Annotated in this window: 12 protein-coding genes; 7 read left to right on the top strand and 5 right to left on the bottom strand. The window is 71.7% G+C overall.

What is annotated here, in order from left to right:
• Positions 1-88 precede the first annotated feature (88 nt).
• Positions 89-1,201, top strand: a complete 1,113-nt coding sequence (locus ACME2J_RS14700) for a hypothetical protein (protein ID WP_495545682.1) — start codon at positions 89-91, stop codon at positions 1,199-1,201.
• Between the two features lie 13 nt (positions 1,202-1,214).
• On the opposite strand, the gene ACME2J_RS14695 is transcribed toward ACME2J_RS14700, so the two are convergent.
• The 4 genes from ACME2J_RS14695 to ACME2J_RS14680 all read right to left on the bottom strand — a co-directional run bounded on the left by ACME2J_RS14695 (position 1,215) and on the right by ACME2J_RS14680 (position 8,641).
• Complete coding sequence (locus tag ACME2J_RS14695) at positions 1,215-2,444, bottom strand: ZIP family metal transporter (protein ID WP_495545681.1); 1,230 nt, start codon at positions 2,442-2,444, stop codon at positions 1,215-1,217.
• Complete coding sequence (locus ACME2J_RS14690) at positions 2,441-3,490, bottom strand: multicopper oxidase domain-containing protein (RefSeq protein WP_495545680.1); 1,050 nt, start codon at positions 3,488-3,490, stop codon at positions 2,441-2,443. The genes ACME2J_RS14695 and ACME2J_RS14690 overlap by 4 nt, the downstream gene beginning before the upstream one ends.
• A 169-nt stretch (positions 3,491-3,659) precedes the next feature.
• Entirely contained in the window at positions 3,660-6,500 is a 2,841-nt protein-coding gene (locus ACME2J_RS14685) for a hydantoinase B/oxoprolinase family protein (protein WP_495545679.1), read from the bottom strand.
• Between the two features lie 2 nt (positions 6,501-6,502).
• A complete protein-coding gene (locus ACME2J_RS14680; RefSeq protein ID WP_495545678.1) occupies positions 6,503-8,641 on the bottom strand; it encodes a hydantoinase/oxoprolinase family protein in 2,139 nt (712 codons plus the stop codon).
• A 127-nt stretch (positions 8,642-8,768) separates the two neighbouring features.
• Here ACME2J_RS14680 and ACME2J_RS14675 point away from each other — a divergent pair, with 127 nt between their 5' ends.
• The gene (locus ACME2J_RS14675; RefSeq protein WP_495545677.1) at positions 8,769-9,998 is read left to right on the top strand and encodes a PucR family transcriptional regulator; all 1,230 of its coding nucleotides are present in this window, start codon (positions 8,769-8,771) and stop codon (positions 9,996-9,998) included.
• 51 nt (positions 9,999-10,049) lie between these two features.
• Here ACME2J_RS14675 and ACME2J_RS14670 read toward each other — a convergent pair whose 3' ends face one another.
• On the bottom strand, positions 10,050-11,330 hold the full coding sequence (locus ACME2J_RS14670) for an MFS transporter (RefSeq protein WP_495545676.1): 1,281 nt from the start codon (positions 11,328-11,330) through the stop codon (positions 10,050-10,052).
• 147 nt (positions 11,331-11,477) lie between these two features.
• On the opposite strand from ACME2J_RS14670, the gene ACME2J_RS14665 reads away from it, so the two are divergent.
• The 5 genes from ACME2J_RS14665 to ACME2J_RS14645 all read left to right on the top strand — a co-directional run.
• Entirely contained in the window at positions 11,478-15,056 is a 3,579-nt protein-coding gene (locus ACME2J_RS14665) for a nitrate reductase subunit alpha (protein WP_495545675.1), read from the top strand.
• The gene (gene narH, locus ACME2J_RS14660) at positions 15,056-16,648 is read left to right on the top strand and encodes a nitrate reductase subunit beta (RefSeq protein ID WP_495545674.1); all 1,593 of its coding nucleotides are present in this window, start codon (positions 15,056-15,058) and stop codon (positions 16,646-16,648) included. Before ACME2J_RS14665 ends, narH begins: the two co-directional genes overlap by 1 nt.
• Positions 16,645-17,262, top strand: a complete 618-nt coding sequence (gene narJ, locus ACME2J_RS14655; protein WP_495545673.1) for a nitrate reductase molybdenum cofactor assembly chaperone — start codon at positions 16,645-16,647, stop codon at positions 17,260-17,262. The genes narH and narJ overlap by 4 nt, the downstream gene beginning before the upstream one ends.
• Before the next feature lie 5 nt (positions 17,263-17,267).
• Entirely contained in the window at positions 17,268-18,053 is a 786-nt protein-coding gene (gene narI / locus ACME2J_RS14650) for a respiratory nitrate reductase subunit gamma (protein WP_495545700.1), read from the top strand.
• 747 nt (positions 18,054-18,800) lie between these two features.
• Positions 18,801-19,041 (top strand): hypothetical protein (locus tag ACME2J_RS14645; RefSeq protein ID WP_495545672.1); only part of this gene is annotated, 241 nt, incomplete at its 3' end.

The following is a 19,041-nucleotide window of genomic DNA, read 5'->3' as shown; positions in this document are numbered from 1 at the left end:
ATCGATCGGATTCCCCTCTCGCAACTCTTCTCCCCTGCCGCCGGCCCCATCCTCCACCGAACGACGTCGTTCAGACTACACTCGCGCCATGGGACGGGGCGCAGGGTCTGTCATCGCCGCGGCGGTCGCGGCGCTCGTGCTGTGCTCGAGCGCGAGCGCGGCCCCGCGGCCGCCCACGGGCTGGGACGGGACGAACCCGTTCGCGTGCGAGCTGCAGCAGGCCGGGCTCGGCACCGCCGTCGAGGACCCCTCGGCCGATCCGTACTGCGTCGAGTTCGACAAGCGCCGCCAGAACCTCGACGAGCTCGGGCTCGTCGACTTCCTCCTGAAGGAGCCGGCCCGCGTCGCCGCCGCGCTCCCCGTCTGCTTCTACTACCAGTCCGACCACTGGCGAGGCTCGATCGTCCAGGAGGACGGGCGCACCACGACCTACGAGTTCGACGGCCGCTACTTCTTCGACCGGGCGAAGGGCGAGGGCGGCGTGTACGTGACGAACTTCACCGTCGGCGGCGAGACGTTCGACCCCTCCACCCTCCCCGGCATGCCGCCCGAGTTCGCGCGGGTGATGGGTCCGGGGACGGGCGGCGTCATCACGCGCAACGACCTCGAGGCCGAGCCGCGCTGCGTCGCGCGCGCGAGGGACGCGTCGCGCCCGCCGGTCTACGCGAGTCCGCCGGCGGGGAGCGACGAGGTCGGGGCGGGCGTCCCCGGTGCGCCCGACCGCGGCCCGCGCTGCCCGCGCCTGCGCGGCTCGGTGTCCGGCCGCCACCTCGGCCCGGTCCGGGTCGGCGCGACCGAGTCGGCCGTGCGCGCGAAGCTCGGCCGCCCCGTCCGCGTGCACCGCGGCTTCCTGCGGTTCTGCGTCGCCGGTCGCGGCAAGTTCATGGTGGGCCAGGCCGGCGACCGCAGCGGCGAGGCCGGGAGCGACCCCGCGACGCGGACGACGTTCGTCCTCACGACCAACCCGGCGCTGAGGATCCGCGGCATCGGCCGGGGCGCGACCGTCCGCGCCGTGCGCCGCGCGTTCCCACGCGCCCACCGCCGCTTCGTCATGGGCGGGACCGTCGTCCTCGAGACCTCGCGCGGCTCCGGCGTCGTCCTCGGGGTGCGCAAGGGCCGCGTCCGCTTCCTCGCGGTGCGGGACCGCGAGCGCGTGCGCACGGCGGCGGCGCTGCGCGGCTACCTGCGGCGATCGCAGTAGGCCGGCCGCCGCCTCACACGGCGATGAGCAGACCCGTGAGGTAGAGCACCGCGACCCCGGCGAGGATGCCGAGGACGGTCGTCTGGTCGAGCGCCCGCCCGGCGCCGTCGCGCAGCGTCGGCCAGAGCTGGACGATCACCTGGAGGATCGCCCCGATCCCGAGGCCGAGGAGGAAGACGGTGAGCGACGGGTTGGTGCTCGACGCGCCGATCCACGCGCCGAGGATCGCCGGAGCGCCGGCGATGAGACCGAGGGACCCGAGCTGCCACCACCGCGGCCGAGCGTCGGTGAGCGGCGCGACGATCGCGATGCCCTCCGTCGTGTTGTGGATCGCGAAGCCGACGACGAGGAACGCACCGAGCGCGAGCGACCCGATCGCGTACGCGGAGCCGATCGCCAGCCCCTCGCCCATGTTGTGGAGGCCGATCCCGATCGCGATGAGGTACGCGAGCTGGAGACCCGAGGCGCCGCCCTCCCGAGCGGCCGCGCGGCGGGCGGCGAGCCACCGGTCCACGCCGACGAGGGCGAGATAGGCGACCGCGGCCCCGAGGAAGAGCAGCTCGGCCCCGCCGAACGCGCCCGGAGCCCGCTCGCCGAGCTCGAGTCCCTCGAGGTAGCCGTCGACGGCGAGGAAGCCGAGCAGCCCCACGGTGAGCGCCATGACGCCGCGCATCCACGTGCGGCGGATCGTCCCGAGGAACGGCAGGAACAGCATGCCGAGCGCGACCGGGATGACGCCGACGTAGACGCCGAGCAGCGCCATGAGGCCGTAGAAGTCCGCGTCGGCCTCCGGCGTCTCGACGGCGACGTCGATCTCGTGCTCGATGACCGCTCCCGTCGAGAGGAGCATCGACACGAGGAGCGGCGAGCCCTCCTGCCAGGGGTAGTCGAGCGTGAGCGTGTCGCTGCCGAGCCGCCCGATCGGCTCGGTGGCGCCCGTCGCGTCGACGTAGGCGTCGTTGACGAAGGCCTGCGCGACCGTGATCTCGTCGGGGCCGTCGTTGCGGAGCTTCAGCTCGATCTCGCCCGGCCGCAGGGTCGTCTGCTCGACCGAGAGCTCCTCGAGGGGCGGGCCCGTGCGCTCGCCGAGCGTGTCCCCGCCCACGGTGGCCAGCGCGATGACGGCGGCGACGATGAGGAGCAGCGGGACGAGCCCGAGGACCCAGCGCGGCGGGCGGTCCCGCGGGGCGCTCGCCGGCGGGGTCGGGGGCCGGGTCTGCGTCGGGGTCGGCGACGCGCTCATCGGACGGCCTCGAAGAAGCCCATCCAGCCGAGCTCGGCGAACTCGGTCTTGTGCGCGTGGAACATGAAGAGCCCCTCGTGCTTGAAGCGCATCTCGAGGATCGCGCGCTGGGCCTGGCCCTGGATGATCGTGTCGGTGAGCTCGGCCGGCTGGAGGGACGTCCCCGTCGGGTAGTGCTGGAAGAAGCTCGCGTGGACGTGGAAGCTGTTGATCGGGTCGTACTCGAGGGCGTTGACGAGGTAGATCCGCACGAGCTCGCCGACCTTCACCTCGATCGGCTCGTTCATGTAGTGGAACGGGATCGTGTTGACCGCGTAGAGCTGGTTGCCCTCGGCGTCGAACGTCGTGTTGAAGCCGTTCATCACCATCACCATCTCGTCGGCGGGCGGCCGGTCCTCCGGCGGATCGATGATGAACGCGCCGTAGAGCCCGCGGGCGATGTGCTCGGCGAGCGGGGCGACGTGGCAGTGGTAGAGGTGGCAGCCGAACGGCTCGGCCTCGAACTCGTAGACGGTCCGCTCACCGGGTTCGATGAGGCCGGCGCCGATCCCGGGGACCCCGTCCATGAGCGGAGAGTGGAACCCGTGGAAGTGCATCGTGTGCGGGTGCTCGGAGCCGTTGATGAACTCGACGCGCAGGAGCTCGCCCTCGCGGCAGCGCAGCGTCGGACCGGGGATCCGCCCGTTGTACGTCCAGGCCGGGTAGGTGACGCCCGGGGCGAGCTCGATCTCCTTGTCCTCGGCGATCACCGTCCACTCGCGGATCACCCGCCCGTCGGGTGCGCGCCGCGTCGTTCCGCGGTCGAAGTCGCGCAGCATCGCGGTCGGGTGGAAGCCGTTCGCCGCGTGATCGACGGTCTGCCCCTTGCGGAACGTGGGGCCTGCGTGGCCGCCGCCGTGGTCCCCCGCGCCGGCGCCGCCGCCCTGGTGCCCGGCGCCCTGCGCTCCCGCCGCCTCGGTCACCCCGCCACCGGGCCCGAGGCCGCGGAGCGCCGGCAGCGCCGCGCCGGCGGCCACCCCGCCCGCGAGCAGGCGGCGGCGTGTCACAGGTGACCAAGAACCTTCTTTTGGCATGCCCAAAACCTATTCGTAACGGCCTTGACATGCAACGCCCCCGGCCCTTGTCGGCACGGAGCGACTCGCGGGCCTGCTCGTCGCTCACAGCCGAGGTGCGACGGATGAACCTCGCTTTCCGAGGTTCATCCGTCACGCCGGCTCACGGGACCGGGCGGCCGAGCCAGCCCCGGTAGAAGCCCTCGACATCCGGCAGGAAGTCGTGGACGACGGGGTAGCCGGGCGCCACGGCCTCCGTCTCCAACAGCCGCGCACACGACGGGCAGAAGAACTCGCGCAGCTCCATCCACGCCGGGTCGGCATGGGCGAAGCGCGGGTAGATCTCCTGCATCGACGCGTCGTCGGCGCGGACCCGCACGGCGGCCTCCATCTTCCAGTTGCGGTCGTGGCGGCAGAAGTCGTGGCCGCAGTCGCAGCGGACGACGAGAGCGCCGTCGTCACGTCGACGCACGATGTTCAGCCCCTCCCCGACCGGGAGGACGACGGCGTCGTCGTAGGGCACGCGCGCCTGCACGAGGGCGACCCACTTGTCGAAGCGGTCCGCGTCCTTGTAGGAGGACTGGATCGTCTTCACCTCGTGACGCGACAGGCGCTCGTCGAGCAGCGCCTCCAGCGTGCCGGCCTCGAGCGTCGAGCCGCGCGCGGTCCGTGGCGGCGCCACCTCGGCGACGGTCGACTCGGCGAGGAAGCGGTCCGCCGACTCCTCCGGCGTGACGCGCCCCGGCACGGCGCTCGTCGCGGCGACGGTCGGCGTCGGCGCGTCGTACTCGAAGTCCGCCGGCAGGTCCCAGAAGCCGCGGAACTCCGCCGCCCACGTCGCCGACAGGCGCATGGACTCGGTGTAGGCGACGAGAACCGGCTCGATCACGTCGCCCGCGAGGACCCGCTCGCGCTCCGCCGCCCACCAGTCGCGGGCGGGTCGCGCCCCGGCGAGCCGCTCTCGGCGCAGGGCCTCCCGTCGCGCCTCCGTCGCCGCCGGCTCGGGTCGGCCGTCGGCTCCGAGGACGACGCCGTAGACGGACTCCGCGAAGCGGGGCATGAGCAGCTCGCCCTCGACGTCCTCGGCGACCGCGTCGGGCCGGCGCAGCAGCGGATCGCCCAGGCCGGGCGCGCCCTTCATCACCGAGAGGTAGAGGTCACCGTCGGCGAACGGCTCGAGCAGGGTGAAGTTGTCCTGCTTGTAGGTCCGCTCGCCGGCGATCGCGAGGAGCGCCGGATCGTCGAAGTCGCCGTCGGCGACCGGGTAGGCCTCGCCGCGCGCGGCGAGGTCCGCGAGGTCGTTGTCCTTGATGTTGTGGATGTAGGCGCACGATCCGGGATAGCCGCCGAACAGGCCCTGCGAGCTGAAGAGGCGCGCGGTGCCGAGGTTCTGCAGCTCCCAGAACGGCGTGCCGGAGACCATCTGCAGCGACTCGAAGCTCGCTCCGCCGCGATGCCGGCCCGGTCCCGCGGTGTTCGGCTTCATCCGTCGCGACAGGTACACCATCGGACAGATCAGCTCCCACATCTCGACGTCGCCGGCGTCGCCCTCGGGGTTGAACATCGCCGCCGCGGTGTCCGTCCCGTCGAGGACGTACTTCGCGCCTACGCCCTGCGCCGCGATCTCGAAGTTCATGATCGCCGCGGAGTTGCCGTACTGGTCGACGCCGCCGCCCTGCACGACGTTGCCCGACACCGAGTACGCCCCGATGACCTCCTCGATGAAGCCGCGTGCCTGGAGCGCGCGCGAGAGCGTCCGCGGGAAGCCTGTGAAGGCCGGCTGCAGGAAGGCCCAGGCGATCCCGGTCGAGCCCTCGGCCTCGCCGAGGTTCGCGACGGTGCCCTCGGGGAAGTTCGTCTGCAGCGCGAGGTAGGCGCCGTCGTTGACCTTGTCGTTGCAGATGAGCGTCTGCGTGAACTGCACCCAGATCGCGCCCTGCATGCCCGATGGCGTGCAGTTCATCGAGTGCCAGCCCCACGCCGAGGTCCCCTCGAGGTCGAGGGCGTAGTCGCCGTCGCCGCCGATGCGCACCTCGAAGGGCCCCTGCATGAGGAAGTCGCGCCGGGCGCGGGCGGGCAGCCGCTCCTTGTCGGCGAACGTGACGTCCATGAACGTCGCCGCGCGGTACCGGCCGGGGACCGTCATCTCGCGGATGCGCGACTTGAACGATCGCCGCCCCTCCTCGATGACCTCGCGGGAGAAATGCTTGAAGCGGTCGAGGCCCTCCTCGAGGATCACGCGCTCGACCGCGTCGCGCACCATGTGGCAGCCCGCGAGGCGCGTGCGCTCGTCGAGCAGGTAGTACATGGGGGCGCGGGTCTGCTTGCGGCAGCGTTGCAGGTGCCACTGCGCGAGCTCGTCGTCCTCGCCGATCTTCATGCACGGCAGGTCGATGCCGTCGTCGAGGCGGTTCGTGGGCCCGACCGGCACGCCGCCCGGCGTCGAGGCGCCGATGTCGAGGACGTGCGTCACGCCGCCCGCCCAGGCGACGAGCTCACCCGATCCGCCCGGGTCGAAGATCGGCACGAACGTCTGCACGTCTGCGTTGTGCACGTCGCCGATGACAGGGTCGTTGTTGGCGAAGATGTCCCCCGGCCGGATCCGCGGGTTGTCCTCCCAGCCGTTGCGGACCATGAACTTGATCGCGTCGGACATCGTGTGGACGTGGACGATGATCCCGGTGCTGAGGGCGATCGAGTCGCCCTCCGGGGTGTAGAGCGCGAAGCACAGCTCCCCGAGCTCGCGCACGATCGGCGAGGCGGAGATGTTCAGCGCCGTCTCGCGAGCCGAGACGAGCCCGCCGCGCAGTCGCGCGAACAGCTTCTCGTAGCCGATCGGGTCGGTGTCCTTCATCGCCAGCTCACCGGTGAGCCCGTAGTACGAGCCGGTGTCGGCGAACAGCCGGTCGGACTCGTCGAGCATCTCTCGCAGCGTCAGGCGGTCCCAGCCGATGGGCGGCTCGGTGCGCTCCTCGAGCGCGCGTGTCGCGTCTGCGGTCGCCATGGTCAGATCTCCTCGTTGCTCAGGTGGAAGATGTCGTGGCGGTCCAGCCGCGCACGGCGGCCCGGCGGGATCGCGAACGTGGTCGCCACGGACTCGACGATCGCCGGGCCGGGCAGCGCGTCACCCGGCCGCAGGTCGCCGAGCTCGTAGATGTCGGTGCTCACGTAGCCGTCACCCCAGTGCACCTCGCGCGTCCCCTTGAGGGAGGGCGCGCTCGCCCGCTCCGGGTGGTCGGGCAGCACGGGCTTCTCGACGTCGACGGCACCCAGGACGACCGCCTGCGTGATGAGGTAGCCGAGCTCGGGCGACCGCGCCGACCGGGCGTACGCCTTCCCGTAGGCCTCCTCGAAGGCGGCGACGAGCGCGTCGACCTGCTCGCCGGTCTCGAGCGCCGGCGTCGGGGAGACGATCTCGATGTCGTTGAGCTGACCGAAGTACTGCATCCGGACCACGTGGGTGAAGCGGATGCGGTCCGCGTCGAGGCCGGACTTCGCGAACTCGGCCGCGACCCGGTCCTCCAGCGAGCGCCAGGTCTGGGTCACGAGCCCGCCGATCCCCGCTCGGGCGGCATCGTCGAAGTGCGGCAGGAGCGGCATGTCGACCGTGTGGTCGAAGCGGTACTCGAAGTCGGCACACGCGCACCCGTACGCGGAGAAGCCCGCCGCCCAGGCGGGGACGAGGACGTCCCGGTACGCGACGCCGCTCGTGTAGCCCGCGACGTGGAGAGGGCCGCCGCCGCCGTAGCACAGGAGCGTGTAGTCCGCCGGCGAGTAGCCCTTGCCGAGGATCCGCCCGACCGCCTCGTGGCGGAGCGTCTGCTCGAAGAGCTCGATGACCCCGGAGGCCGCCTCGGGCACGGTGAGCCCGAGCGGATCCGCGATCTGGCGCGCGACCTCGTGGTGGGCGCGCTCGGGGTCGAGCGTGATGTCGCCTCCGAGGAAGTAGTCCGGGTTCACCCGCCCGAGGACGAGGTTGAGGTCGGTGACCGAGACGGTGTCGAGGCCGCCCTCGGGCCAGCAGGTGCCGATCCGCGCTCCGGCGGAGTCGGGCCCGAGCTCCGGCCGGTTGGAGTTGGGGTTGACCCGGACGAACGACCCGGTGCCCGCGCCGATCGAGTCGATGTGGACGAGCGGCATGTTGAGCACGAAGCGAGCGATGTCCGGCGTCGGCGTGATGTCGTAGCGCCCGTCGGTGATGAGCGCGATGTCGAACGAGGTGCCGCCGATGTCCGTGCAGAGGACGTTGCGCTCACCCGTCCGGCGGGCGAGCTCGGCAGCGCCGACGACGCCGCCGATCGGCCCGGAGACGAGTGTGCGGGCGAGCTCCTTCGCCTGGATCGAGACCGTCCCGCCGTGGCAGGCCATGACCCGCAGCTCGAAGCCGGCCCCGGCCTCCTTGGTCCGGCTGCGCACCGCGTGGAGCGTGCTGCGGCTCGGCTCCGCCGCGTAGGCCTCGACGAGCGTCGAGTTGAGGCGCGGCAGGTCGCGGCGCATGGGGTACAGGTCGCACGAGAGGAACAGCGGCACGGAGCCGTTGGTGCCGCGGCGCGCGAGCTCCTCGGAGACGATCTCGCCGACGCGACGCTCGTGGACGGGGTTGCGATAGGAGAAGAGCAGGCACACGACGATGCCTTGCACCCCCTCCTCCAGGAGGTCGGCGACGGCGTCGCGTGCGTCCTGCTCACGCAGCGGCAGCACCTCGCGCCCGAGCACGTCGATGCGTCCGCGCACACCTTTCATCCGCGCGCGCGGGACGAGCGGCGGGTTGTGGTGGTGCGTCGCGAGGTGCAGCCGGTCGGCGTAGGAGTACCCGAGGTGCGTCTGGATCGCCCGCTCGATGCGCAGGTAGTCCTCCTGGCCGGCGCTCACGATCGCACCGATCCGCAGCCCCTTGCGGGAGAGCAGGCGGTTGAGCATCGCCGTCCCGCTGAAGATGCCCGACGCGATGTGGCCGAAGGCCTCCTCCGGGGTGCTGTCCCACTGGGCGAGCGCGTCGCGTGCCGAGGACATGAAGCCGATCGACTCGTCCTCCGGGGTCGTCTGCGACTTGCCGACGACGAACTCGCCCGCCTCGTCGACGATGAACGTGTCGGTCATCGTGCCGCCGGCATCGATGGCCAGGACCTGCGGTGTCCGGTGCATGTCATCGTCCTCCTGCGTCGGGTGTTGTCGATTCTCGACTGCGGCACCGCCCGTTCCCATGGGCAGGTTCGGCAGTGCGGACGTCGCACGCTGTGGACTCTCCACATCGGTGTGCGACGATCCCGCCATGCCCGTCGCGCTCCGCGACCTCGTGCTGCGCTTCGCCGGCGACCCTGCGTGGACGGAGGCGATCGCGGAGGAGCTGACGGCCGCGATCCACCGGGAGCTCCCCCAGCTCGAGGCGGATGCCGATCTGCGCGAGGCGACGCGGACGAGCACGGAGAGCGTCATCGCGCTGTTCGTCCAGTGCCTCGCGGCCCAGGCGCCGCTCGACGCCGTCGAGCCGCCGGAGCCCGCGATCGACTTCGCACGCGAGCTCGTCCGTCGCGGGCTTCCGCTCGACGCGCTCCTGCGCGCCTACCACATCGGCCACGCCGCGTTCTTCGAGCGCTGGACCGGCGACCTCCGCACGGCGATGGAGGACCCTGCGGCGCTCGCCCGCGTCGTGGAGGAGTCGGCGATCGCGACGTTCGAGTTCGTCCGCGCGCTCGACAGCGGTCTCGTCCGTCGCTGGACGGACGAGCGGGAGCGCTGGGTGCGCACGACCGCCGCCGCGCACGCCGACATGGTGCGCGCGCTGCTCGCGGGCGAGACGAGCGACGTGGGCGCCGCCGGCGCCGCACTCGGCTACGACCTCGAGCACGTGCACACCGCGTTCGTCGTGTGGGAACCGGGAAGCGGCTCGGGCGCCGGCGACCCCGGCGCGATCGAGCGCGCGGCGGGCGCGGTCGCCGACGCCCTCCACGGCCGCGACCGGCTGATCGTGCCGCTCCAGGGGCGGCTCGCAGCCGGCTGGGTCGACTCGGCCGACCCGGAGGGCCTGCAGGCCGAGCGGCGGCCCCGCGAGGCGACCGCCGCGGTCCTCGTCGCGACGGGCTCGGCCGGGGCCGGGCTCGCGGGGTTCCGCCGCAGTCACGCGGAGGCGATGGACGCGCTGCGTGTCGCACGGCTGTCCGGGCGGCGCGCAGGCTCGGTCGTGCCCTACTCCGCGGCCGCCGTCGCCGCGATGGCGAGCGCCGATCTCGACCGCGCCCGGATCTTCGTCGCGACCGAGCTGAAGTCGCTCGCCGCCGACGACGACGAGGCTCGCCGCCTCGCCTCCACCCTGCGGGTGTACCTCGAGGAGGGCCTCAGCCCGCGCCGGACGGCCCGCCGCCTCGGCGTCCACGAGAACACGATCGGCAACCGGCTCCAGGCGATCGAGACCCACCTCGGCCATCCGGTCAAGCCGCGGATGACCGAGCTGCTCGTCGCGCTCCGGCTCGCGCCGCTCGTGGGCGACGCGGGCCCCTCGTGAGGGCGCTCGCCGGCGGACGACGTCCTCGGGCGAGCGCACGACGTCCAGGTCTCAGCGCACGGCGCGCTGCCCGAGGGCGGCGCCGGGCCGGCGCGCGAGCGCGGACCGCCGCGACCTCCTGGCGTGCGAGCGCTCACGTCCGCCCGGGGAGGCCTTGTCGGCCGGGCGCGACAGGGCCTCGAGGACGATGAGCGCGACGACCGCGACGACCGCCATGAGCAGGAATCCCAGGAGGTAGCTGCCGGTGGCCGCCTTGACGACGCCCATGACGAGCGGCGGGAAGAAACCGCCGAGACCGCCGGCGGCGCCGACGACCCCGGTGACGGCGCCGACCCGATCCGGGAACCAGGCCGCGACGAGCTTGAACACCGCCCCGGTGCCGAGACCGAGTGCCACCGCGAGCGACAGGGAGCTGATCGTCAGCGGCACCATGCTCTCGTAGGAGAACGCGAGCGCGACGCCGAGGATCGCGGTTGCGACGAACGACCAGCGCAGGACCCGCTCCGCACCGAGACGATCGGCGAGCCAGCCGCCGGCCGGCCGGGCGAGGACCGCCAGCATGGCGAAGCCGGCGGCGCGGACGCCGGCGTCGACCTTCGTGAGGTCGTGGACGCCGACGAGCAGCTTCGGCAGGTAGAGGAACATCGCCACGAAGCCGCCGAAGGCGAGGAAGTAGAAGAGCGTCAGACCCCAGGCGCGCCTCGATGTGCGGAACACGGCGAGCGGCGCGAGGAAGCTCACGCCGGGCCCCGAGTGCAGCTGCACGCCTGGCGCGGTCCGCGCCATCGCCGCCCACATCACCCCGACGACCGCGAGCATGCCGGCCGCCAGCCAGAACGGCGCGGCGAGTCCCCAGGCGTCGGCGATCTTCGGCGCCGTCAGGGCGGCGAGCACTGTCCCTCCCATGCCCATGCCGTACATGCCCAGGGCGAAGCCCTGGCGCTCCGCGCCGTACCAGCGGTTGACGTAGGGGATGCCCACGGCGAACGAGGCGCCCGTCACGCCGAGGAAGAAGCCGAACAGGAGGATGAGCCAGTAGACGTCGTGCACGACGGCGAGTCCGACGAGCGGCAGGATCGAGAAGGCGATCAGCGACGAGAAGACGACCCGCCCGCCGTGGCGGTCGGTGAGAAGCCCCATCGGGACGCGCAGCAGCGCGCCGAGCATGACGGGGACGGCGACCATCGCCGCCGTCTCGACCTCCGACAGGCCGAGCTCCTCCTGCAGGTCGGGCGCGAGCGGCCCGAGCAGGCTCCAGGCGTAGAAGCAGGTCGTGAAGGCGACCGTGGCGAGGATGAGTGCTCGCGTCTGCCCTGCGTGGTCCGAGCGCATGTCGGCAGGTATCGCAGGGAGCCCGCCACGCCGTAGCCGCACTCTTCCCCCGTCGCGGTTCGGGTGCTCCGCAGAGGCGCTTCGGGAAGCCCGCAGACCTGCGGAATCACACTTTCGAAATGCGATCGCGTGTCTATGTTCAGCGCGATGAGCCGACTGAGCAGGCGCCGATTCCTCGCCCCGGGCGAGCCCCACGCCGGGGCCTGGTCCGAGGTGCGCTCCGACCCGCGTGAGTGGGAGCGCTTCTACCGCCAGCGCTGGCAGCACGACAAGGTCGTGCGCTCGACCCACGGCGTGAACTGCACCGGGTCGTGCTCGTGGAAGATCCACGTCAAGGACGGCCTCATCACCTGGGAGACGCAGCAGACGGACTACCCGTCCAACGGCCCGGACGTCCCCGACTACGAGCCGCGCGGCTGTCCTCGCGGAGCGTCGTTCTCCTGGTACGTGTACTCGCCGCTGCGGATCCGGCACCCGTACGTGCGCGGGGCGCTGCTCGAGGAGTGGCGCGCGGCGCTGGCCGAGCACGGAGATCCCGTGCATGCCTGGGCGGCGATCGTGTCCGACCCCGAGCGCACCGCCCGCTACAAGGGCGAGCGGGGCAAGGGCGGCTTCGTGCGGTCCTCGTGGGACGAGATCGCCGATCTCGTCGCGGCGGCGCACCTCCACACCACGAAGACGTGGGGGCCCGACCGCTGCATGGGCTTCTCGCCCATCCCCGCGATGTCGATGGCCTCCTACGCCGGCGGCGCCCGCTTCCTCAGCCTCATGGGCGGGGTGTGCATGAGCTTCTACGACTGGTACGCCGACCTCCCGCCGGCGTCGCCGCAGGTGTGGGGCGACCAGACCGACGTGCCGGAGTCCGCGGACTGGTGGAACGCCGGCTACCTCATGATGTGGGGCTCGAACATCCCGATGACGCGCACCCCCGACGCGCACTTCATGACCGAGGCGCGCTACAAGGGCACGAAGACGGTCGTCGTCAGTCCCGACTACTCGGACCACACGAAGTTCGCCGACACCTGGCTGCCCGCTCAGCCCGGCACCGACGCGGCGCTCGCGATGGCCATGGGGCACGTCATCCTGCGCGAGTTCCACGTCGACCGGGAGGTCCCGTACTTCACCGATTACGCCAGGCGGTTCACCGACCTGCCCTTCCTCGTGACGTTGCGCGACCACCCGGACGGCGGCCTGACCGCGGACCGCTACCTCCGCGCCTCCGACCTCGCCGACGAGCGCGAGCACGGCGAGTGGCGGACGGTCCTCATCGACGAGACCAGCGACGCGCCGATCGTCCCCAACGGCACGATCGGCGATCGCTGGGGCGAGGAGGGCGAAGGACGCTGGAACCTCGACCTCGGCGGCGCGATCCCGGCCCTCTCCATGCTCGGCCGCCACGACGAGCTGGCCGAGCTGCGCCTGCCGTGCTTCGAGCCGACCGACGAGCGGACGGTGGTGCGCGGCGTGCCGGTGCGCCGGGTGGGCGGCCATCGGGTCTGCACGGTGCTCGATCTGCTCTGCGCCCAGTACGGCGTGCGGAGGTCGGACGACCTCCCGGGCGACTGGCCGAGCGGCTACGACGATCCCGCTCCCTACACCCCCGCCTGGCAGGAGCCGATCACCGGCGTGGACGCGGACCTCGTCGTCCAGACCGCCCGCGAGTTCGCGCGCAACGCCGAGCGCACCGAGGGCCGGTCGATGATCATGATGGGCGCGGGGACGAACCACTGGTTCCACTCCGACCTCATCTACCGCGCGATGCTCAACCTCGTGCTGCTCTGCGGCTGCCAGGGCCGCAACGGCGGAGGCTGGGCGCACTACGTCGGCCAGGAGAAGTGCCGGCCGGTCACCGGCTTCGGCACGATCGCCTTCGCCCTCGACCACCAGCGCCCGCCGCGGCACCAGGCCTCGACGCCCGCGTGGTACCTCGCCACCGAGCAGTGGCGCTACGACCGCCCCGACGAGCACGGGCGCCACGCCGCGGACGCCCATGCGCAGGCGGTGCGGCTCGGCTGGCTGCCGTCGTACCCGACGTTCGACCGCAACCCGCTCGACATCACGCGGTCCGCCGCCGCCGAGGGCGTCCCGGTCGCCGAGCACGTCGTGCGGGAGCTGAAGGCCGGCCGGCTCCGCTTCGCCTGCGAGGACCCCGGCGCCCCGGAGAACTTCCCGCGCGTCCTCACGGTGTGGCGGTCGAACCTCCTCGGCTCCTCGAGCAAGGGCCACGAGTACTTCCTCGAGCACCTGCTCGGGGTCGAGCACGCCTGCGTGCGCAACTCGGAGACGCCGGAGGGCGAGCGTCCGCAGGACGTCGTCTGGCGGGAGGAGGCGGCACGCGGGAAGGTCGACCTGCTCGTCACGCTCGACTTCCGCATGAACGGCACCTGCCTGCACTCCGACGTCGTGCTGCCGGCCGCCACCTGGTACGAGAAGGACGACATCTCGACGACGGACCTGCACCCGTTCGTCCACTCGTTCAACGCGGCGATCCCGCCACCGTGGGAGACCCGCACCGACTGGGACATCTTCGTCCGCATCGCGGAGTCGTTCAGCCGCCTCGCCGCGCGGCACCTCCCCTCGGCGACGGACCTCGTCGCCGCCCCGCTCCTGCACGACACGCCCGACGAGCTCTCGCAGCCACTCGGGGAGGTCCGCGACTGGCGGGCGGGTGAGTGCGAGCCGGTGCCCGGCCGCACGATGCCGAAGCTCGTCACCGTCGAGCGTGATCTCGCGGGACTCCACCGCAAGATGACGCAGCTGGGCCCGCTCGTCGCCGAGCTCGGGATGCAGTGGAAGGGCGTCGGCTTCCAGCCGGACGTCGAGATCCCCTACCTCCGCGACCAGAACGGGATCGACGCCGAGGGCCGGCCTCGCCTGGAGACCGCTCGTCACGTCTGCGAGGCGATCCTCGCGCTGTCGGGCGCGACGAACGGCCGGCTCGCCGTGCAGGGGTTCCGAGCGCTCGAGCGCCGCAGCGGCAGGCGGCTCGCCGACCTCGCCGAGGACCGCGTCGACGAGCTGCACACGTTCGCCGACGTGGGCGTCCAGCCGCGCAAGACCATCACGAGCCCCGAGTGGTCGGGCATCGAGTCGCGCGAGCGCCGCTACTCGCCCTTCTGCGTCAACGTCGACCGCGAGCTGCCGTGGCGGACGCTCACCGGCCGCCAGCAGTTCTACTGCGATCACAGCTGGCTGCTGGAGTACGGGGAGGGGCTGGCGACGTACAAGCCGCCGCTCGACCGGTACCGCGAGGTCTCCCCCACCGAGGCGGAGGTCGCGGTCCGCTACCTCACACCGCACTCGAAGTGGTCGATCCACTCGACCTACCAGGACAACCTCCACATGCTCACGCTGTTCCGCGGCGGGCCCGTGGTGTGGATGTCGGACGTCGACGCCGAGCGCGTCGGGATCGCCGACAACGACTGGATCGAGATGGCGAACCGCAACGGCGCGGTCGCCGCGCGAGCGGTCGTCAGCCACCGGATCCCCGCCGGGACCGCGCTCATGTACCACGCGCAGGACCGGCACATCAACGTGCCGATCTCCGAGACCACGGGCCGGCGCGGGGGGACCCACAACTCGCCGACGCAGATCCACATGAAGCCGACGCACATGATCGGCGGCTACGCCCAGCTCGCCTACGGCTTCAACTACTACGGACCGACCGGCGCCCAGCGCGATGAGGTCACGGTCATCCGCAAGCGCACGACGGAGGTGACGTACTGATGCGCGTCAAGGCTCAGGTCGCGATGGTGATGAACCTCGACAAGTGCATCGGGTGCCACACCTGCTCGGTCACGTGCAAGAACGTGTGGACCAACCGCGACGGCGCGGAGTACATGTGGTTCAACAACGTCGAGACGAAGCCCGGTGTCGGCTACCCGCAGCGGTGGGAGGACCAGTCGGAGCGGCGGGGAGGCTGGGAGCTCGGCCCGGACGGGCGGCTGCGCCTGAAGGCGGGTGGCCGGCTGCAGAAGCTCGCGAACATCTTCTTCAACCCGGACCTCCCGTCGATCGACGACTACTACGAGCCCTGGACCTACGACTACGAGACGCTGACGAGGTCCGGGCCGAGCAAGGAGCAGCCGGTCGCCCGGCCGATCTCGCGCCTCGACGGGCGTCCCATGAGCCTCGAGTGGGGTCCCAACTGGGAGGACGATCTCGCCGGCGGGACCGAGACCGTGCCGCAGGACCCCAACCTCGCCGGCCTGCAGGAGGAGATCAAGGCCTCGTACGAGCAGGTCTTCATGATGTACCTGCCCCGCATCTGCGAGCACTGCCTCAACCCGGCCTGCGTCGCCTCGTGCCCGTCGGGCGCGATGTACAAGCGCGACGAGGACGGGATCGTCCTCGTCGATCAGCACGCCTGCCGGGGATGGCGGATGTGCGTCTCCGGCTGCCCGTACAAGAAGGTCTACTTCAACCACGCGTCCGGCAAGGCGGAGAAGTGCACCCTGTGCTACCCGCGCGTCGAGGCCGGGCTCCCCACCGTCTGCTCGGAGACGTGCGTCGGACGCATCCGGTACCTCGGCCTCGTCCTCTACGACGCCGACCGCGTCGAGCAGGCGGCGTCGACGCCCGACGAGCGTGATCTGCTCGACGCCCAGCTCGAGGTCTTCCTCGATCCGGAGGACCCGGCGGTGCGCGAGGCCGCGCGCCGCGAGGGGATCCCCGAGGACTGGATCGAGGCGGCCCGGCGCTCACCGGTGTGGGCGCTCGCGATGAAGCACCGCATCGCGCTGCCGCTGCACCCGGAGTACCGCACGCTGCCGATGGTCTGGTACGTGCCGCCCCTCTCGCCGGTGCAGGGCGTGATCGACCACGCCCGTCCCGACGACGTGTTCGGAGCGATCGACGCGATGCGGATCCCCGTGCAGTACCTCGCGAACATCCTCAGCGCGGGCGACGAGGAGGTCATCCGGGGCGTGCTGCGTCGGCTCGCGGCCATGCGCGCGCTCATGCGCGAGCACACCATCAGCGGCGCCGACGTCCCGGCCGAGGTGCGGGACATGTACCGGCTGCTGGCGATCGCCAACTACGAGGACCGGTTCGTCGTGCCCCCCGCCCACCGCGAGCTCGCGAGCGAGCTGAGCCAGCATCAGCAGGGCGCCTGCGGCCTGGACTACCCCGGCGGGCCGGGCTCCTGCGGGCCGCAGGCGCCCGCCGAGGCGCTCGCCGGGACGCGCGCGGACGGCAACGGCGACGGCAACGGCTTCCACCTTCCCGTCCACCGCGACAACCCACGGCTCCGCGCTCTGCAGCAGCGTCGCGCACGCGAACGCGAGGAACGCCGCCGGGGACCGGGGGCGAGGCGATGACGACGCCGTTCAAGCTTCTCTCGCTTCTGCTCGCCTACCCCGACGAGGAGCTCATGGAGCTGCGGCCGGAGATCGCCGCGGCCGCCCGTGCGCTGCCCGACACACCCGCTCGCAGCGGGCTGCTCGCGTTCCTGCGGGCAGAGCCGCAGGAGCCCCAGCCGCTCTACGTCGAGACGTTCGACTTCTCGCGGAGGACGAGCCTCGAGCTGTCGTACTTCGAGCACGGCGACCAGCGCCAGCGCGGCGTCGCGCTGCTGAAGCTGCGCCGGCTGTTCGAGCGCCTCGGCGTGCAGTCGCTCGACGCCGAGCTCCCGGACCACCTCGCCGTCCTCCTCGAGGTCGCGGATGTCGCGGGACCCGAGGCAGGGGTCGGCATCCTCAACGAGTTCCGCCCCGCGATCGAGGTGATCGGAGCGGCCCTCGCCGAGCGGGGCAGTCCCTATGAGCACCTGTTCGCCGCGCTGCGCTGGCTGCTGGGCCCGCTCGACGACGCCCAGCTGCGCGACACGGCGCGGCTCGCCGCTGAGGGGCCGCCCACCGAGCAGGTCGGGCTCGAGCCGTTCGCCCCGCCCGATGTCATGCCCGTCTCCTGTGCAGGAGGTGTCGCGAAGTGAGCCGAATGGACGTGCTCCTCTGGATCGTCGTCCCCTACGCCTGCCTCACGGTGTTCGCCGTCGGGCACGTCTGGCGCTGGCGGCGCGACCAGCTGACCTGGACGACGCGCTCGACGCAGCTCCTGGAGGGCAGGCTGCTGCGTCCCGGCATCCTCCTCTTCCACCTCGGGCTCTTCGCGGTGATCGGCGGACACGTGCTCGGCATCCTCGTCCCCGCCTCGGCGACCGAGGCCGTCGGAGTGGACGAGCACCTCTACCACGACGTCTCCGTGACCGCCGGGACGATCGCCGGACTCGCGATGACGGCCGGGCTCCTCCTCCTGCTGTTCCGGCGCGCCGCCGTGCCGCGCGTCCGGCGCACGACCTCGGCCGGCGACCGGCTCACGTACGCGCTTCTCCTCGCCGTGGTCCTGAGCGGGATGTGGGCCACGATCGGAGTCAACCTGCTCGGCGGGGGCCACGACTACCGGGAGACCGTCGCCCCGTGGTTCCGCGGGCTGTTCGGACTCGACCCCGCGGTCGAGGAGATCGCCGGCGCGCCGCTCGTCTACCAGGCGCACGCGCTCGCCGCGATGCTGCTCTACGCCGTGTGGCCGTTCAGCCGTCTCGTGCACGCGTGGTCCGTGCCCCTGCACTACCTCCGCCGCGCCCACGTGATCTACCGCCGGCGGACCGTCGCACCTGCGACCGCGCTCGCCGACGTCCATCTGCCGCCTCGCGCCCGCATCCACGTCGAGCCGCCCGAGGTCGCGGCCCCGGAGGACGACCGCATCGCGAGACCGCTCGCCTGAGGGTTTCGCGGCGGTTCCAGAACGACGAAACGCCTGCAGATGCAGGCGTTTCGGAAGTAGCGGGGGCAGGATTCGAACCTGCGACCTTCGGGTTATGAGGTCGCTTGTGGGGGCCTCGGCGGGTTCCGAACGCCGATAGATAGGCGTTTTTCTTCTTTTCAGTTGCTCTCGGTTTCGCTCAGATTGGTGCCCGATTTGGTACCCGCGGGGCGCCCACCATCCGACTATGCGCCTATGGTCGTGCCCGAGAACCATGGCCGAGCATCAACTTCGTCCCGGCGGAGGGGCCAGCGCGCCCGCTAACGAATCCGAAGAGGCTTCCCGGCAGGACCGAGGCTGCGCCTTCTGCGGCAAGGCTAGGCCCCTTACGCGGGAGCACGTCCTCCCGCGTTGGCTTGGACCACTTGTCGACGACGGTTTCGACGCGCCGTTCGTTCTTCAGACCGATGGCACGACGGAACGCGTGTGGCGGGCGCCTATCGCGGGCCTAACCGTCAAGAAGGTGTGCCGCGAATGCAACAACGGGTGGATGCACGGCCTCGAGGATTCGGTGCGTCCGTGGCTCCGCCGGATGGTCGCGAACGACTCCGTTGCGCTTGCCCCTCAGGCAGTGTCGATTCTCGGGGCATGGGCGACCAAGACGATCATGGCGTACGACTTGGCCCGCCGGATCCCTTGATCCCTGAGCAGCACCGACGGTCGGTGGCGGCGAGCCGCGGGCAGCCTCCGAGCGACACCGTCGTCTTGATGGCGCGCTACTGCGGTCAACGCTTCCCGGTCTTTGCCGCGCACGGCTCGAAGCGCGTAGGACTCGCGGTCGGGGACGGACACGAAACCCCTTGGAGCGTGTACCTCGCCGGCGTCAGCGTTGGGCCGGTCGTCTTTCAGGTGTTCGGTCACGGCATGGCGAACGTCGTCGACCTGAGACCCCGGGGGAGCTATACCCAGATGTTGTGGACGGCGATGAAGAAGAGGGCGGCGTACCTTC

It is taken from the genome of Paraconexibacter sp. (assembly GCF_059438195.1).
The sequence above is the reverse complement of the archived record's forward strand: the minus strand, read 5'-3'. Positions and strand labels throughout refer to the sequence as shown.

Excerpts from the sequence above, each read along its gene's own strand:
- ACME2J_RS14700 (WP_495545682.1), top strand. The coding sequence starts at position 89 with ATGGGACGGGGCGCAGGGTCTGTCATCGCCGCGGCGGTCGCGGCGCTC.
- ACME2J_RS14695 (WP_495545681.1), bottom strand. The coding sequence starts at position 2,444 with ATGAGCGCGTCGCCGACCCCGACGCAGACCCGGCCCCCGACCCCGCCG.
- ACME2J_RS14685 (WP_495545679.1), bottom strand. The coding sequence starts at position 6,500 with ATGGCGACCGCAGACGCGACACGCGCGCTCGAGGAGCGCACCGAGCCG.
- ACME2J_RS14680 (WP_495545678.1), bottom strand. The coding sequence starts at position 8,641 with ATGCACCGGACACCGCAGGTCCTGGCCATCGATGCCGGCGGCACGATG.
- ACME2J_RS14675 (WP_495545677.1), top strand. The coding sequence starts at position 8,769 with ATGCCCGTCGCGCTCCGCGACCTCGTGCTGCGCTTCGCCGGCGACCCT.
- ACME2J_RS14670 (WP_495545676.1), bottom strand. The coding sequence starts at position 11,330 with ATGCGCTCGGACCACGCAGGGCAGACGCGAGCACTCATCCTCGCCACG.
- ACME2J_RS14665 (WP_495545675.1), top strand. The coding sequence starts at position 11,478 with ATGAGCCGACTGAGCAGGCGCCGATTCCTCGCCCCGGGCGAGCCCCAC.
- narH (WP_495545674.1), top strand. The coding sequence starts at position 15,056 with ATGCGCGTCAAGGCTCAGGTCGCGATGGTGATGAACCTCGACAAGTGC.
- narJ (WP_495545673.1), top strand. The coding sequence starts at position 16,645 with ATGACGACGCCGTTCAAGCTTCTCTCGCTTCTGCTCGCCTACCCCGAC.
- narI (WP_495545700.1), top strand. The coding sequence starts at position 17,268 with ATGGACGTGCTCCTCTGGATCGTCGTCCCCTACGCCTGCCTCACGGTG.